The organism is Variovorax saccharolyticus (genome assembly GCF_030316765.1).
Taxonomy (GTDB): domain Bacteria; phylum Pseudomonadota; class Gammaproteobacteria; order Burkholderiales; family Burkholderiaceae_C; genus Variovorax; species Variovorax saccharolyticus.
In genome coordinates, this window is record NZ_JASZYT010000008.1 from 334,045 (window position 1) to 347,103 (window position 13,059).

Genomic DNA, 13,059 nt, shown 5'->3' on the forward strand with positions numbered 1-13,059 from the left:
CATGCACGGCTCCTAGAATGCGCGGCCATGGCCCGACGTATTCTTGCCCCGCTGCTCGGCACTCTTGCGCTGCAGGCTCAGGCGGCCGGCCATTTCGACATCGACGACGCCGGCACGCTGGACCCGGGCCAATGCCAGTATGAAGTCTGGGGTGGCCGCTTCGGCGCCGCGCCGGTCACCGACTACCACCTCGGGCCGGCCTGCCGGGTCGGGCCGGTCGAACTCGGCTTCAACATCGATCGTGCGCTGGTCCCGGGCGAGCGGGCCTGGGGCGCGGGGCCGCAGCTCAAGTGGACCTTCATGGGGCAGCAGGAGGACGCGCGCCTCAGCGCGGCGCTGTTCTTCAGCGCGGTCTGGGACGTGACGCACGGCGGCCGTGCGGGCGGGCAGTTCGTGGTGCCCGTGACCTGGCGCGCTCTCGACAGCCTCTACGTCAACCTCAACCTGGGCTATGACTGGACGCCCGGCAGCGGCGAGCGCACCGGACGCGGCGGCCAGCAGGGCGCCTGGGAAGTCAACGACAAGCTGTGGCTGGTCTTCGAGCGCTTTCGTGCGGTCGACGTGTGGACCTCGCGTGCCGGCCTGCGCTTCAACCTGACGCCGACTCTGAGCGTCGACCTGAGCGCCGCGCGCAGCGGGCCGGACCGGGTCCGGGGCTACGCGATCGGGCTCAATCAGGTCTTCGAGCGCTAGCCGATCAAAGCGCGGCCTGGCGCGTGAACGAGACCTTCGGCTTGCTGTATGCAGCCGGCACCTGGTCACGGTAGAACGCGCGGCGGTCGAGGCTGGCGAACGGGTCGTGGGCCTTCGCGACAGCTTCGGCACGCACGGCGCTTCGGCTGGCGGTGGAGGTGAAGGCCTGCGCACCGGCGCTGGCGCCTTCGCCATAGGTGTTGCCGGCGCGTGCTGCGGCGACGGCCTGGCCAGCGACTTCGGAGCGGCTGGCCGACGAGGTCAGCGCATGCACGCCTTCATAGGTTTCCGCGTTGGCGCTGGCGGCAGCCAGCAAGGACAGTGCAGCGGCGGCGATGACTTTCGAGGCTTTCATTTCGGTTCCTTCACAAGGGTTGGTTGGTGAAGGGAAGTTTGGTGCCGAAGCGCCTCGCACAACCGCGGCAAACGGAACCGCGGCGTTAGCGGACTGGAAACAATCCGGAGGGCCTGCGCAGCCTAGATCTCGGCGCCCTCGACCAGGAAGCGGACCCGCCGCACGCCCTGCCATTCGTCGGCATCGAGCCGCCAGGCCAGCACCACCTTCGGTGGCAGCGGCTCGGTGTGGCCGAACCAGATGCCGTCCACCGGCTTGCCGCGATGCCTGAGCTTGAGCGCCAGGTGCTTCTCGCCGACCAGGCGCTGCGAGATCACCTCCACCTCTTCGCTGAAGGTCGGCGGCGCGAAGCCCTGGCCCCAGACCTCGCGGTGCAGCGTATCGACCATGTCGACGCGCAGGTACTCGGGCGCGAGTGGGCCGTCGGTGTCGAGCCGGCGCGTCAGCGTGGCGGCGTCGAGCCACTCCTGCGCGACCTGGGCCAGCGCCTGCTCGAAGACCGGGAAGTGCTCGCGCGCCACGGTGCAGCCGGCGGCCATCGCGTGGCCGCCGAAGCGCAGCAGAACGCCCGGATGGCGCTTGGCCACCAGGTCGAGCGCATCGCGCAGATGAAAGCCCGGGATCGAGCGGCCCGAGCCCTTGAGTTCGTGCGCCTTGCCGTCGGCGCCGCTGGCCGCGAAGACGAAGCTCGGCCGATGGAAGCGGTCCTTGATGCGCGAGGCCACGATGCCGACCACGCCTTCGTGGAAGTCGGCGCCGAAGACGCTGATCGCCGCCGGCGGCGCCAGGCTGTCGTCGAACAGGGTTTCGGCCAGGGCCAGCGCCTTGTCGCGCATGCCGCCCTCGATGTCGCGCCGCTCGCGGTTGATGCCGTCGAGCAGGCGTGCCAGTTCGTCGGCGCGGCCGGCGTCGTCGGTCAAGAGGCATTCGATGCCCAGCGTCATGTCGGCGAGCCGCCCGGCGGCATTGATGCGGGGGCCGAGCGCGAAGCCGAAATCGAAGGTGGTGGCCGCGGCCGCATTGCGTCCCGCGGCCTTGAACAGCGCAGCGATGCCGGCCTGCATCGCGCCGGCACGGATGCGGCGCAGGCCCTGCGCCACCAGGCGCCGGTTGTTGGCATCGAGCCGCACCACGTCGGCGACGGTGCCCAGCGCGACCAGCGGCAGCAGGGCATCGAGCTTGGGCTGGTTGCCGAGGTCGAACACGCCGCGCGCGCGCAGCTCGGTGCGCAGCGCCAGCAGCACGTAGAACATCACGCCGACGCCGGCGATGCTCTTGCTGTCGAACGCGCAGCCGGGCTGGTTCGGGTTCACCAGCACGTCGGCCCCGGGCAGCACCGGGCCGGGCAGGTGGTGGTCGGTCACCAGCACCGCGAGGCCGCGCGCCTTGGCCGCCGCCACGCCTTCGACGCTGGCGATGCCGTTGTCGACCGTGATCAGCATCTGCGCACCGCTGTCGGCCACGCGCTCGGCGATCGGCGGGGTCAGGCCGTAGCCGTCGACCACCCGGTCGGGCACCAGATAGGCGACGTGGCGGGCGCCGAGCAGCCGCAGGCCGCGCACCGCGACGGCACAGGCGGTGGCGCCGTCGCAGTCGTAGTCGGCGACGATGCACAGGCGCTGGTCGTCGCGGATCGCGTCGGCCAGCAGCACGGCCGCCTCGCGGGCGCCGCGCAGCGTGTTCGGCGGCAGCAGCAGCGCGAGGCCGTCGTCGAGCTCTTCCTTGGCGAGCACGCCGCGCGCGGCGTAGAGCCGCGCCAGCAGCGGATGCACGCCCGCCTGCTCGAGCACCCAGGCGCTGCGCGGCGGGATCTCCCTGGCCAGGATCTTCATGCTCAAAGCCTCTCGAGGAAGGAGGCCGCGGAGGGGCGGCTGAACAGCCCCCTGGCCCAGCCGGCGAAGCCGCGCGGCCGCAGCGCGAAGCGCTGGGCGCCGCGGTCGCCGCACAGGGTCAGCATGACGGCGTCGCCGCGGGAACCGGCCGCCAGCAGCTCGGCCACCGGGCCGGCATCGAGCGCCTGCCAGGCCGAGGCCCAGCCGGCGCCATCGTCGCGCAGTGCGGGGGTGCGCAGCGCATCGGCCACGGCCGGTGCCTCGGCCGCGGGCGTGAAGGCGGCGGGCAGGCTGCCGGTGCCGCTGAGCCAGAAGGAGTTGATCGGCGGCACGCCGCGCGCGGTGCGGGCGTCGTTCACGCGCTCGGTGTAGAGCAGCATCTGCATCTCGTTCTGCAGCCGGCGCAGCGGCCGCCCGGCGTCGGACAGCGGCGACCACTGCGAGATCGGGAAGCCGACGGCGCGGTCGATCGAGGCCGTCGCCAGGCCGTCGAAGATCGGCCCCTGGGCCAGCCAGCGGCCGGGCGTGGCCGAGGCGTGCAGCGCGATGCCGTCCTCCTCGAAGAAGGGGCGCGCGGCGGCCAGCAGGGCGTCGGATTCGGCGCGGTCGATCTCGATCGCGGACGGATCGCCCAGCATCACGTCGTCGATGCCGACCTGCCAATGGCACAGCGTGGCGACGCCCCAGGCCGCGTGGCCGGCGGCCGGGAGGCCGGACCGGCGGGCCTCCAGCGCAGCCCAGGGGATGCAGCCATCGGCGGCCGCGATGCCCAGGGCCTCGGCCAGGGCCCGCTCGTGCGGCGGCGAAAGGGTGCTGTCGTCCTGCGTGTCCTCGTGGACCAGCGTGAGCCGGGCCAGCAGGGCTTCGAGCCTGGGCAGCCTCAGCCCGGCCAGCGCCTCGCGGCAGGCCGGCGACCCCCGGCCGGCGAAAGGAATGAGCAGGTGGCGGGCGTTGGGGGGTGCTGACATAGGGCCTATTGTCCGGGATGCCACAATTGTTTCCTTATGCGACTCCCCTACGAACTGCAACTCGGCTGGCGTTACACCCGGGCCGGCCGGGCCACGCGGCGCAACGGCTTCATCTCCTTCATCTCCGGCGTCTCGATGTTCGGCATCGCGCTCGGCGTGGCGGCGCTGATCATCGTGCTGAGCGTGATGAACGGTTTCCAGAAAGAAGTCACCGACCGCATGCTCGGCGTGATCTCGCACATCGAGATCTTCTCGCGCGACGGCCAGGCGCTGGCCGACGTCGACGCCATCATGGCGGCCGCGCGCAAGAACCCCGAGGTGACCGGTGTCGCGCCCTTCGTCGCGGCGCAGGCGCTGCTGGCCCGCGGCGAGGACATGAAGGGTGCGCTGATCCGCGGCATCGACCCGAAGCTCGAGCCGCAGGTGACCGACATCTCGACCACCGCCCAGCAGGGTGCGCTCGACAAGCTGGTGCCGGGCGAGTTCGGCATCGTGCTGGGGATCGAGCTGGCGCGCTCGATGTTCGTGCGGGTCGGCGACCAGGTCACGCTGGTGGCACCCGGCGGCCAGGTCACGCCGGCCGGCGTGATGCCGCGCTTCAAGCCCTTCACCGTGGTCGGCACCTTCGACTCGGGCCACTACGAGTACGACTCGGCGCTGGCGATGATCCACGCCGAGGACGCGGCCCGCGTGTTCCGCCTCGAGGGCCCGACCGGCGTGCGCCTCAAGCTCAAGGACCTGCACCAGGCGCGCGAAGTGGCCGACCAGCTCGCCGCCACGCTGCCGGGCCAGTTCCTGATCCGCGACTGGACCCGCGCCAACAAGACCTGGTTCGCGGCGGTGCAGGTCGAGAAACGCATGATGTTCATCATCCTCACGCTGATCGTCGCAGTGGCGGCCTTCAACCTGGTCTCGACGCTGGTGATGACCGTCACCGACAAGCGCGCCGACATCGCGATCCTGCGCACGCTGGGCTCCAGCCCGAAGAGCATCATGGGCATCTTCGTGGTGCAGGGCGCGATGGTGGGCGTCATCGGCACCCTGGGCGGCTTGCTGCTGGGCCTGGGCATCGCCTACAACATCGATGTCATCGTGCCGGCGCTCGAACGCCTGTTCCATGCCAGCTTCCTGCCCAAGGACATCTACCTGATCAGCAAGATGCCGAGCGACCCGCAGCGCGGCGACATCCTGCCGATCACCGTCATCTCGCTGGTGCTGGCCTTCGTCGCCACCCTCTATCCGAGCTGGCGCGCCAGCCGCGTCAATCCGGCGGAGGCCCTGCGCTATGAATGACGTGGTGTTGAAGGTCCGCGGGCTGACCAAGCGCTTCCACGAGGGCCGCATCGACCTCACGGTGCTGCATGGCGTCGATCTGGATGTGCATGCCGGCGAGACGCTGGCCATCGTCGGCGCCTCCGGCTCGGGCAAGAGCACGCTGCTGCACCTGATGGGCGGGCTCGACGCGCCGACCGCGGGCAGCGTCGAGCTGCACGGAGAGAACATCGCCCATGTCGACGCCGCCGAGCAGGGCCGGCTGCGCAACCGGCACTTGGGTTTCGTCTATCAGTTCCATCACCTGCTGCCGGAGTTCAGCGCGCTCGACAACGTGGCGATGCCGCTGAAGATCCGGCGCACCGAGCCGGCCGAGGCGAGCGCTTCGGCGGTCGCGATGCTGACGGCCGTGGGCCTCGGCGAACGCGTGCAGCACCGGCCGGCGGAGCTGTCGGGCGGCGAGCGCCAGCGGGTGGCGATCGCGCGTGCGCTGGTGACGCAGCCCGACTGCGTGCTGGCCGACGAGCCCACCGGCAACCTCGACCGCGCGACGGCCGACGGCGTCTTCGCGCTGATGCTTCAGCTGGCGCGCGAGCGCGGCACCGCCTTCGTGATGGTGACGCACGACGAGGGCCTGGCGGCGCGCTGCGACCGCGTGCTGCGGCTCACAGCGGGGCGGCTGGCGGATTGAGGCAGCGAGCGAGCCCGCGAAGCGAGTGAGCCTGGGGCCCTCAGGCCCTGACAACGATCGGAAAGCTGGCCTTCCAGCCGTCCGGAGCGCGCTCGAAGGGCACCGTGAGGGCGGCGCGCGCTTCTTCCGGCAGGCTGCGCCAGAGGCCGTCCCGGGCATTGCCCGGCGCACCTTCCACGTAGAGCTGGGTGGTCAGCAGTTCGCGGCTGGCCAGCCTGACCTTGACGTGGATGTGGGGCGTGCGGCCCGTGTACGGCACCGGCCGGATGGTGCGGAAGCGATAGCGTCCTTCGGCATCGACCGCCACCCGGCCGAAGCCCTGGAAGGCGCGGTCGGCACGGTTGCCGTCGCCGGGGTGGTGGTAGTGGCCGGCTTCGTCGCATTGCCAGATCTCGACCAGCGCACCGCGCAGCGGGCGGCCGTCGAGGTCGGTCACCGTGCCGTCGACCCAGGCCGGCTGAGTGGTGGCGTAGTTCAAGGCACCGTTGCGCAGCAGGTCGGCGTCCGAATCCGCCGGCAGGGCCACCGGATAGAACGGCCCTTCGGTCTGCGCAGGCGTCGGGCGCCGGGGCGCCGCGGGCTGCGCGCGAGCGCCGATCCAGAAGGCCGGCAAGGCGATCGCCGCGGCGGCGGCAATGCTGCGTCGGGGCAGGCCCCGGGGGCTGGGCGTGGTGTTCATGGCTCTTCGAGCGGCGGCGGCCTGGAGGAGTTCCGACGGCATGCTAAACCGACTGGCCTCACGACGCTCGTCGCGCCAGGCGCTCCGGTTTGCAGGCGCGTCGTGCGGCGGCGCCGGACGAGCCAGAATGCCGGCTTTGCATCGCCAAGGAGCACACGCCATGCCTCGTCATCCGGCCCCGGCTGCCGTCATCTACGCCAAGGACATCGCGCGCGTGGGCGCCTTCTATGCCGCGGTGGCCGGATTCGAGATCGAGGAGGCCACGGCCGACTTCATCGATCTGCGCGCCGAGGGCTTCCAGCTCTTCATCGTCGCTCCGGCCCCGCTCATCGCGCAGCGGATCGTGGTCGAGCAGCCGCCGGTCCGGCGCGAGAACACGCCCTTGAAGCTCGTGCTGTCCGTGTCCAGCCTCGACGATGCCCGGCGCGAAGCGGCGCTGCACGGCGGCTCGCTGGTCCCGGCGGACCAGGCCTGGACCTTCCAGGGCCTGGTGCACTGCGACGGCATCGATCCCGAGGGCAACGTCTTCCAGCTGCGCCAATCGCCGGCTTGACGGGCGCTGCCGCGGCCGCCAAGGCTCACATCGGGATGTCGCCCACCGCGCGGCCCAGCCACCGGGTCGACATCTTGTCCGACTCGCCCGACTTGCGGGCCTCGATCACGATCTCGTTGATGCGCTCGCGCAGCTTGTCCTCGCCCTTCGGCACGCCGATGTAGTTGGGGCTCTGGCTCAGCATCAGCTTGTTCTCCAGGCCCAGCTGCGGCTGGTTCTGGATCAGCTTGGAGACCGCCGGCTGGCTGCTGCCCACCGCCGCCACCTGTCCGGCGCCCATCGCGGTGATGGTGGCGGCATGGTCCTCGAAGCGCATCAGGTTGGCCCCCTTGGGCAGCACCTTGGTCAGCTCCTGGTCCTCGATGGTGCCGCGCGTCACGCCCACCGACTTGCCGTCGAGATCGGCGAAGCTCTTGACCGCCAGCGTCTTGGGCGCGAACACGGCGCTGATGAAGGGCGAGTAGGCGGCGGTCGTGAAGTCGACCACCTTCTCGCGCTCGGCGTTGCGCGCCAGCGTCGAGATCACGATGTCGACCTTGCGCGTCTGCAGGTAGGGCACGCGGTTGGTGCTGGTCACCGGCACCAGCTCGGCCTTCACGCCGAGCTTGCCGGCCACGTAGCGCGCCATGTCGATGTCCAGTCCCTGCGGCTGCAGGTCGGTGCCGACGAAGCCGTAGGGCGGGTAGTCGGTGGGCACCGCGATGCGGATCACGCCGGACTTGACGATGTTGTCGAGCGCGGTCTGTGCCTGGGCGCCGCCGGTGGCCAGCAAGGCGCAGGCCGCGGTGCAGAGAAGACGTCGGAAGGGTTGCATGGAGCGGGGATCCTCGGAGAGTTGGAAGCGGGTGGAGACGAAGCGGAATGTCAGGCGCCGGGCGCGATGCGGCCGTCGAAGAGCTGCCCGTAGCCGGGTCGGGCGCCGGCGACCTGCAGCAGTTCGAGGCAGTGCCAGAACGAGGCCTGCACGGCCGAGATGACCGGCTTGCCGAGCGCCTGCTCCAGCGCCTCGATGGCGCCGACCGAGCGGAAATTGGTGCAGCTGATGAAGATCGCGCTGGCTTCGGGATGGTCCACCGAGCGCACCAGGTCGTAGACCTGCGAGAGCGGCACCTCGGCCAGCGCGCGGTCCTCGTCGATGCGCAGGTTGGCATGGCGCACGACGGGGTGTCCGTTCTCTTCCAGGAATCGTATCGCCTTGGCGTGCACCGCATCCACATAGGGCGTGGCGAGCGCGACCTTGCCGGCCGCGACCTTCCTGAGCGCCGCCAGCGTGGCGGTCGATGCCGTGTTGATCAGCGGCCTGGGCACCCACTGCTTCATCTTGGCGATCAGCGCGTGGTCGTAGGCGGTGCCGTGCAGGAACGAGGCGCTGGTGCCGCCGAAGCACAGCAGGTCGATGGGTGCCGAGCCCACCAGGCGCGCGGCCTGCGCCAGCTCGGGCGAATCCATCATCTGCTCGATGCCCTCCACCGTCACCTTGGGCAGCTTGATGCGCGTGGTGTGGACCGAAACGCCGGGCGCTGCCATGGCGGCCCATTCGGCGTCCATGACGATGCTCGAGGCGATGTAGATCAGCCCCAGGCGGCACAGCGTGCCCGAGCCGTCAAATCGAAAAGAGGGCGTTGCAGGGGGCGCGAAGGCGTTCGCTTGTTGTTCGCCCGTTCGAATCATCTCGTCCAACTCCATTGCTTGATGCGATGGAGTCGATGATGTGGGCGGGGCGCTGCGCTACAAAGTCGCCTTTTCCTTGGCGCTGCGTCGGCTTTTCCGATGGCGGGCCGCGAGGGCGGCGGGCCGGGCCTTCAACCGGCGATCGAGTAGCCGCCGTCCACCGGGATCGCCGTGCCCGTGACGAAGTCCGACGCCGCGCTGGCCAGGAACACCGCGATGCCCGCCAGGTCCTCGGGCCTGCCCCAGCGGCCGGCCGCGGTGCGCGCCACCACCCGCTCGCTGAGTCCGGGCACCTGCGCGCGGGCGCCGTCGGTCAGCTCGGTCTGGATCCAGCCCGGCAGCACCGCGTTGACCTGGATGCCGTCCGCTGCCCAGGAGGTCGCCATCGCGCGGCTCAGCTGCACGATGCCGCCCTTGCTGGCGCCGTAGGCCGGCGCATAGGGCGCGCCGAAGATCGACATCATCGAGCCGATGTTGATGATCTTGCCGCCGCCCGCCGCCTTCAGGTGCGGATGGGCGGCGCGGCAGCACAGGAAGGCGCTCGTGAGGTTGGTGTCCATCACCTGATGCCACTCGGCCAGCGAGAGCTGGTCGACCGGCTTGCGCACCGTGCTGCCGGCGTTGTTGACCAGGATGTCGAGCCGGCCGCAGCGCGTCGCGGCTTCGTCGAACAGGGCCTTCACCGCGTCCTCGTCGGTCACGTCGGCGGCCAGCGCGAAGCTGTCGCTGCCGAGCGCCTTGAGCGCCTCGACCGCGTCGGCCGACTTCTGCGGATTGCGCGCCGCGATCACGACCCGCGCCCCGGCTTCGGCCAGGCCCTTGGCCATGCCCAGGCCGATGCCGCCGTTGCCGCCGGTCACGAGCGCGACTTTTCCCTTCAGATCGAACATTGAATTCCTTTGCAGTTATTTCTTCCCCTTCTTGGGGGGCTTCGGCCTGGCGGCCTTCGCACCGCCGGCTTGCTGCTCGAAGCGCGCGAAGTACTCCGAGGCCATGCCGCGGATGGACTTGCCGATGTTGGCATAGTCGTACTCGTTGAGGTTGGCCAGCGACACCCGTCCCGATGCATGCGTGCCGCCGAAGCCGCGGCCCGGCAGCAGGACGACGCCGGTCTCCTGTGCGAGCCGGAACAGCGCCTCGTTGGGCTTCAACTGGGTCAGCAGCCACTTGCCGAAGGCGGGGCCGTGCATCTGCGTCGCGATGTCCTCCATGTCGAGCAGGTGGTAGTAGCGCACCGAGTTCGGATCGAACACCATCGGGATGCCGAGTTCGCGATAGAGCGCCTGCTTGCGGCGCAGCACGATGCGCTTCATCGCCTGCTTGTAGGCCTGCGGTTCGTCCATCAGCGAGAACAGCGAGAACATCACCATCTGCGCCTGCACCGGTGTCGAGAGGCCCGCCGTGTGGTTGAGTGCCACGGTGCGGCTGTCGGCCACCAGCCGGTCGATGAACTTGAGCTTGCGCGGATCGGTGGTGATGGAGCCGTAGCGCTCGTCGAGCTCCTTGCGCTGGGCCTCGGGCAGCGCCGCGATCTTGCGGTCGAGCACGTTGTCCTCGTGGGTGGCGACCACGCCCATGCGCCAGCCGGTGGCGCCGAAGTACTTGGAGAAGGAATAGACCAGGATCGTGTTCTGCGGGCACATCGCGAACAGCGAGACGAAGTCGTCGGCGAAGGTACCGTAGACGTCGTCGGTGAGGATGATCAGGTCGGGCCGCTGTCGGACGATCTCGACGATGTTGTTCAGCACCTCGTCGCTCATCTTCACCGAGGGCGGATTGCTCGGGTTGCACAGGAAGAAGGCCTTGACCTTCGGGTCGAGCAGCTTCTGCAGTTCCTTCTTGGTGTACTGCCAGTTGTTCTCGGGCTCGGCATCGATGTTCAGCTCGACCAGGCGGTAGTCGTTGAGATGGGGGATCTCGATGTAGGGCGTGAAGATCGGCATGCCCAGCGCGATCGTGTCGCCGGGCTCGATCAGGTGGTTCTCGCGCAGGCTGTTGAACAGGTAGGTCATGGCCGCGGTGCCGCCCTCGACCGCGTACATGTCGAACTTGCCCACGAAGGGATGGGTGCCGATCATCTCGCGGTGGATGTACTGGCCGACGATGATCTCCGAGAGGCGCAGCATGCGGTCGGGCACCGGGTAGTTGCAACCCAGGATGGCCTCGCACATCTCGTAGATGAAGTCGCCCGCCGAGAGGCCGAGCTGGTCGCGCACATAGGACACCGCGGCCTCGATGAAGCGCACGCCAGGCACGCTGCGGTGCGTGCGCGTGAAGATCTCGAAGCGCGCCTCGATGCCTTCGCGCTGCGGAAAGCCGCCCACGTCCTCCATGTAGACGTAGGAGCGCTCGGACTCGCTCATCGCGAACAGGCCGAACTGGAAGAATCCGTGCCGCGGCGTGGTCGCCAGGAAGTTCGGGTTGCCGCGGCCGGCATTCAGCATCAGCCGGTCGCTTTCACTGGCCACCTTGATCAGCGCGTCCTTGAGTTCGAAGGGGCTCAGGTTGGCCATCTTTTCAACTTCACTGAAATCCATTGGGTGCTCCTTGGTTGAATTCGATCTGTCCGGTTGATCAGTCGGGGACAGAGCAAAAACTGCTTTGCAGTTTCTTGGTCTGTCCCGCGAGGTCTAGACAAGGGCCACGATCAGCGGCCCGAGCAAGGTGAGGAAGACATTGGCCAGTGCGTAGGTGATTGCGAACGGCACCGTCGGGATCGAGTTCTCGGCCTTGTCGAGGACTTCGCCGAAGGCCGGGTTGGCGCTGCGCGATCCCGACAGGGCGCCGGCGAAGCTGGCCACGTTGTCATAGCGCAGCACGTAGCGGCCGAAGACCATCGTGATCAGCATCGGGACGATGGTGACCACCACGCCGACGCCGAAGATCGTCAGGCCGAGCTGCTGGATGGTCTTCACGGCCTGCAGGCCGGACGACAGGCCCACCACCACCACGAAGCCCGCCAGCCCGAGGTCCTTGAGCAATTGCACCGCGCCGGCAGGCAGCTCTCCGAAGGTTTGCCGCTTGGCGCGGTACCAGCCGAACAGCAGGCCCGACAGCAGGGCGCCGCCGCCGCTGCCGAGCGTCAGCGGGATGTCGCCGAGCTTCACGCTAAGCAGCCCGATCAGCAGGCCGACCACCAGGCCGGCGCCGAGGTAGACGAAGTCGGTCTTGATGCTGCTGACGATGACTTCGCCGATGTGCGCCGAGACGCGCCGCACGTCCTGCTCGGCGCCGAAGATCGAGACCAGGTCGCCGACCTGCACCACGGTGTCGCCCTTCATCGGCAGGGGCTTGCCCATGCGGCTGATCTGCACCACGAAGATGCCGTGGCGGGCGCCGCCCGCGGTCTCCTGGCGGATCTGCTCGATGGTCTTGTGGTCGAACTCCTTGTTGGTCAGCACGACCTCGCGCTTTTGCATCGTGAGCTCCATGCCGTCGACGTCGTAGAGCTCCTTGCCCATCAGCGGTGCGCTGGCGACCACTGCATCGCGGCGGCCGACCACCAGCACCAGGTCGCCCTGCTGCAGCTTGAGGTCCGGTCCGACCTCGATGAACTTGCCGCCGCGCTTGACCCGCTCGATGGTGATCGTGGTGGCCGGATTCGCATACTCGATGTCGGCGACCGTGCGCATGGGATCGGTGGTCAGCTCGTAGATGCGGCCCACCAGCGGCGGCGCGGCCGCCTGCTGGTCCGGTCCCAGTGCGGCGGCGCCGGCCTGCTGCCGGGTCTCCTCGGCGATCGCGTCGTCGCGGATCGAGCGGCCCATGAACTTCGGCAGGATGTTGACGCAGACGATGATCGCGCCGAAGGACCCGAAGACGTAGGTCACGGCATAGCCGATGGCGACATTGGCCTGCAGACGGGAGGTCTCGTCGGCCGCCAGCCCGAGCTTGGCGATCGCGTCGCCGGCGGTGCCGATGATCGCCGACTGGGTCAACCCGCCGGCCGCGACGCCGGCTGCCAGTCCCTTGTCGAGGCCGAACAGCCTGGCCATGATGACCACGGTGGCGAGCCCCGTCAGCGCCATCACGGCGGCCAGCACGATCTCCTTCACCGTGCGCCTGCCGAGCGAGCTGAAGAACTGGGGCCCGCTCTCGAAGCCGACGGCATAGATGAAGAGCGCGAACAGCACCGCCTTGACGCCATCGTCCACGGTCACGCCGACCTGGCTGACCACCACCGCGACCAGCAGCGAGCCCGCCACGCCGCCGAGCTGGAACTTGCCGAACTTCAGCTTGCCGATCCAGTAGCCGACCGCGAGCGAGAGGAAGAGCGCCATTTCGGGCGAGCGCTTGAAGAGGTCGTGCAGCCATTCCATGGATCAAATCCTTTTAGTCAGTTGAG

The 13,059-nt window shown here is 69.2% G+C and carries 13 protein-coding genes; 4 read left to right on the plus strand and 9 right to left on the minus strand.

Annotated elements, in window-relative coordinates; genetic code table 11:
- The first annotated feature begins 27 nt into the window (after positions 1-27).
- Positions 28-693, plus strand: coding sequence for a PA4824 family protein (locus tag QTI45_RS24370; protein ID WP_286656128.1), 666 nt, complete (start codon positions 28-30; stop codon positions 691-693).
- Positions 694-697: 4 nt separating this feature from the next.
- Here the strand turns inward: QTI45_RS24370 and QTI45_RS24375 are convergent, their stop codons facing one another.
- The 3 genes from QTI45_RS24375 to QTI45_RS24385 all read right to left on the minus strand — a co-directional run bounded on the left by QTI45_RS24375 (position 698) and on the right by QTI45_RS24385 (position 3,848).
- Positions 698-1,048: an alpha/beta hydrolase gene (locus QTI45_RS24375; RefSeq protein ID WP_286369830.1), complete on the minus strand. Its 351-nt coding sequence runs from the start codon at positions 1,046-1,048 to the stop codon at positions 698-700.
- 122 nt (positions 1,049-1,170) lie between these two features.
- The gene (gene recJ, locus QTI45_RS24380) at positions 1,171-2,880 is read right to left on the minus strand and encodes a single-stranded-DNA-specific exonuclease RecJ (protein ID WP_286369829.1); all 1,710 of its coding nucleotides are present in this window, start codon (positions 2,878-2,880) and stop codon (positions 1,171-1,173) included.
- Between the two features lie 2 nt (positions 2,881-2,882).
- Positions 2,883-3,848: a hypothetical protein gene (locus QTI45_RS24385; RefSeq protein ID WP_286369828.1), complete on the minus strand. Its 966-nt coding sequence runs from the start codon at positions 3,846-3,848 to the stop codon at positions 2,883-2,885.
- Between the two features lie 36 nt (positions 3,849-3,884).
- Between QTI45_RS24385 and QTI45_RS24390 the strand changes: the two genes are divergently transcribed.
- Entirely contained in the window at positions 3,885-5,141 is a 1,257-nt protein-coding gene (locus tag QTI45_RS24390) for a lipoprotein-releasing ABC transporter permease subunit (RefSeq protein ID WP_286369827.1), read from the plus strand.
- Positions 5,134-5,811, plus strand: coding sequence for a lipoprotein-releasing ABC transporter ATP-binding protein LolD (gene lolD / locus QTI45_RS24395; protein ID WP_286369826.1), 678 nt, complete (start codon positions 5,134-5,136; stop codon positions 5,809-5,811). The genes QTI45_RS24390 and lolD overlap by 8 nt, the downstream gene beginning before the upstream one ends.
- 40 nt (positions 5,812-5,851) lie before the next feature.
- On the opposite strand, the gene QTI45_RS24400 is transcribed toward lolD, so the two are convergent.
- On the minus strand, positions 5,852-6,490 hold the full coding sequence (locus QTI45_RS24400) for a dioxygenase family protein (protein WP_286656129.1): 639 nt from the start codon (positions 6,488-6,490) through the stop codon (positions 5,852-5,854).
- A 160-nt stretch (positions 6,491-6,650) separates the two neighbouring features.
- Between QTI45_RS24400 and QTI45_RS24405 the strand changes: the two genes are divergently transcribed.
- A complete protein-coding gene (locus QTI45_RS24405) occupies positions 6,651-7,043 on the plus strand; it encodes a VOC family protein (protein WP_286369825.1) in 393 nt (130 codons plus the stop codon).
- Positions 7,044-7,068: 25 nt separating this feature from the next.
- On the opposite strand, the gene QTI45_RS24410 is transcribed toward QTI45_RS24405, so the two are convergent.
- The 5 genes from QTI45_RS24410 to aspT form a co-directional block, all read right to left on the minus strand.
- Positions 7,069-7,857, minus strand: a complete 789-nt coding sequence (locus QTI45_RS24410) for a transporter substrate-binding domain-containing protein (protein WP_286369824.1) — start codon at positions 7,855-7,857, stop codon at positions 7,069-7,071.
- Between the two features lie 50 nt (positions 7,858-7,907).
- Positions 7,908-8,714: a maleate cis-trans isomerase family protein gene (locus QTI45_RS24415; protein WP_286656130.1), complete on the minus strand. Its 807-nt coding sequence runs from the start codon at positions 8,712-8,714 to the stop codon at positions 7,908-7,910.
- A 131-nt stretch (positions 8,715-8,845) separates the two neighbouring features.
- Positions 8,846-9,604 (minus strand): SDR family NAD(P)-dependent oxidoreductase, encoded by a 759-nt coding sequence (locus QTI45_RS24420; protein WP_286369822.1) that lies wholly within the window; start codon positions 9,602-9,604, stop codon positions 8,846-8,848.
- Between the two features lie 15 nt (positions 9,605-9,619).
- Positions 9,620-11,251, minus strand: a complete 1,632-nt coding sequence (locus tag QTI45_RS24425) for a bifunctional aspartate transaminase/aspartate 4-decarboxylase (protein ID WP_286656131.1) — start codon at positions 11,249-11,251, stop codon at positions 9,620-9,622.
- A 93-nt stretch (positions 11,252-11,344) separates the two neighbouring features.
- On the minus strand, positions 11,345-13,033 hold the full coding sequence (gene aspT / locus QTI45_RS24430; RefSeq protein WP_286656132.1) for an aspartate-alanine antiporter: 1,689 nt from the start codon (positions 13,031-13,033) through the stop codon (positions 11,345-11,347).
- Positions 13,034-13,059 lie beyond the last annotated feature (26 nt).

Bases quoted from the DNA above. Each gene is read 5' to 3' on its own strand.
- QTI45_RS24370 (WP_286656128.1), top strand. From the start codon at position 28: ATGGCCCGACGTATTCTTGCCCCGCTGCTCGGCACTCTTGCGCTGCAG.
- QTI45_RS24375 (WP_286369830.1), bottom strand. From the start codon at position 1,048: ATGAAAGCCTCGAAAGTCATCGCCGCCGCTGCACTGTCCTTGCTGGCT.
- recJ (WP_286369829.1), bottom strand. From the start codon at position 2,880: ATGAAGATCCTGGCCAGGGAGATCCCGCCGCGCAGCGCCTGGGTGCTC.
- QTI45_RS24385 (WP_286369828.1), bottom strand. From the start codon at position 3,848: ATGTCAGCACCCCCCAACGCCCGCCACCTGCTCATTCCTTTCGCCGGC.
- QTI45_RS24390 (WP_286369827.1), top strand. From the start codon at position 3,885: ATGCGACTCCCCTACGAACTGCAACTCGGCTGGCGTTACACCCGGGCC.
- lolD (WP_286369826.1), top strand. From the start codon at position 5,134: ATGAATGACGTGGTGTTGAAGGTCCGCGGGCTGACCAAGCGCTTCCAC.
- QTI45_RS24400 (WP_286656129.1), bottom strand. From the start codon at position 6,490: ATGAACACCACGCCCAGCCCCCGGGGCCTGCCCCGACGCAGCATTGCC.
- QTI45_RS24405 (WP_286369825.1), top strand. From the start codon at position 6,651: ATGCCTCGTCATCCGGCCCCGGCTGCCGTCATCTACGCCAAGGACATC.
- QTI45_RS24410 (WP_286369824.1), bottom strand. From the start codon at position 7,857: ATGCAACCCTTCCGACGTCTTCTCTGCACCGCGGCCTGCGCCTTGCTG.
- QTI45_RS24415 (WP_286656130.1), bottom strand. From the start codon at position 8,714: ATGATTCGAACGGGCGAACAACAAGCGAACGCCTTCGCGCCCCCTGCA.
- QTI45_RS24420 (WP_286369822.1), bottom strand. From the start codon at position 9,604: ATGTTCGATCTGAAGGGAAAAGTCGCGCTCGTGACCGGCGGCAACGGC.
- QTI45_RS24425 (WP_286656131.1), bottom strand. From the start codon at position 11,251: ATGGATTTCAGTGAAGTTGAAAAGATGGCCAACCTGAGCCCCTTCGAA.
- aspT (WP_286656132.1), bottom strand. From the start codon at position 13,033: ATGGAATGGCTGCACGACCTCTTCAAGCGCTCGCCCGAAATGGCGCTC.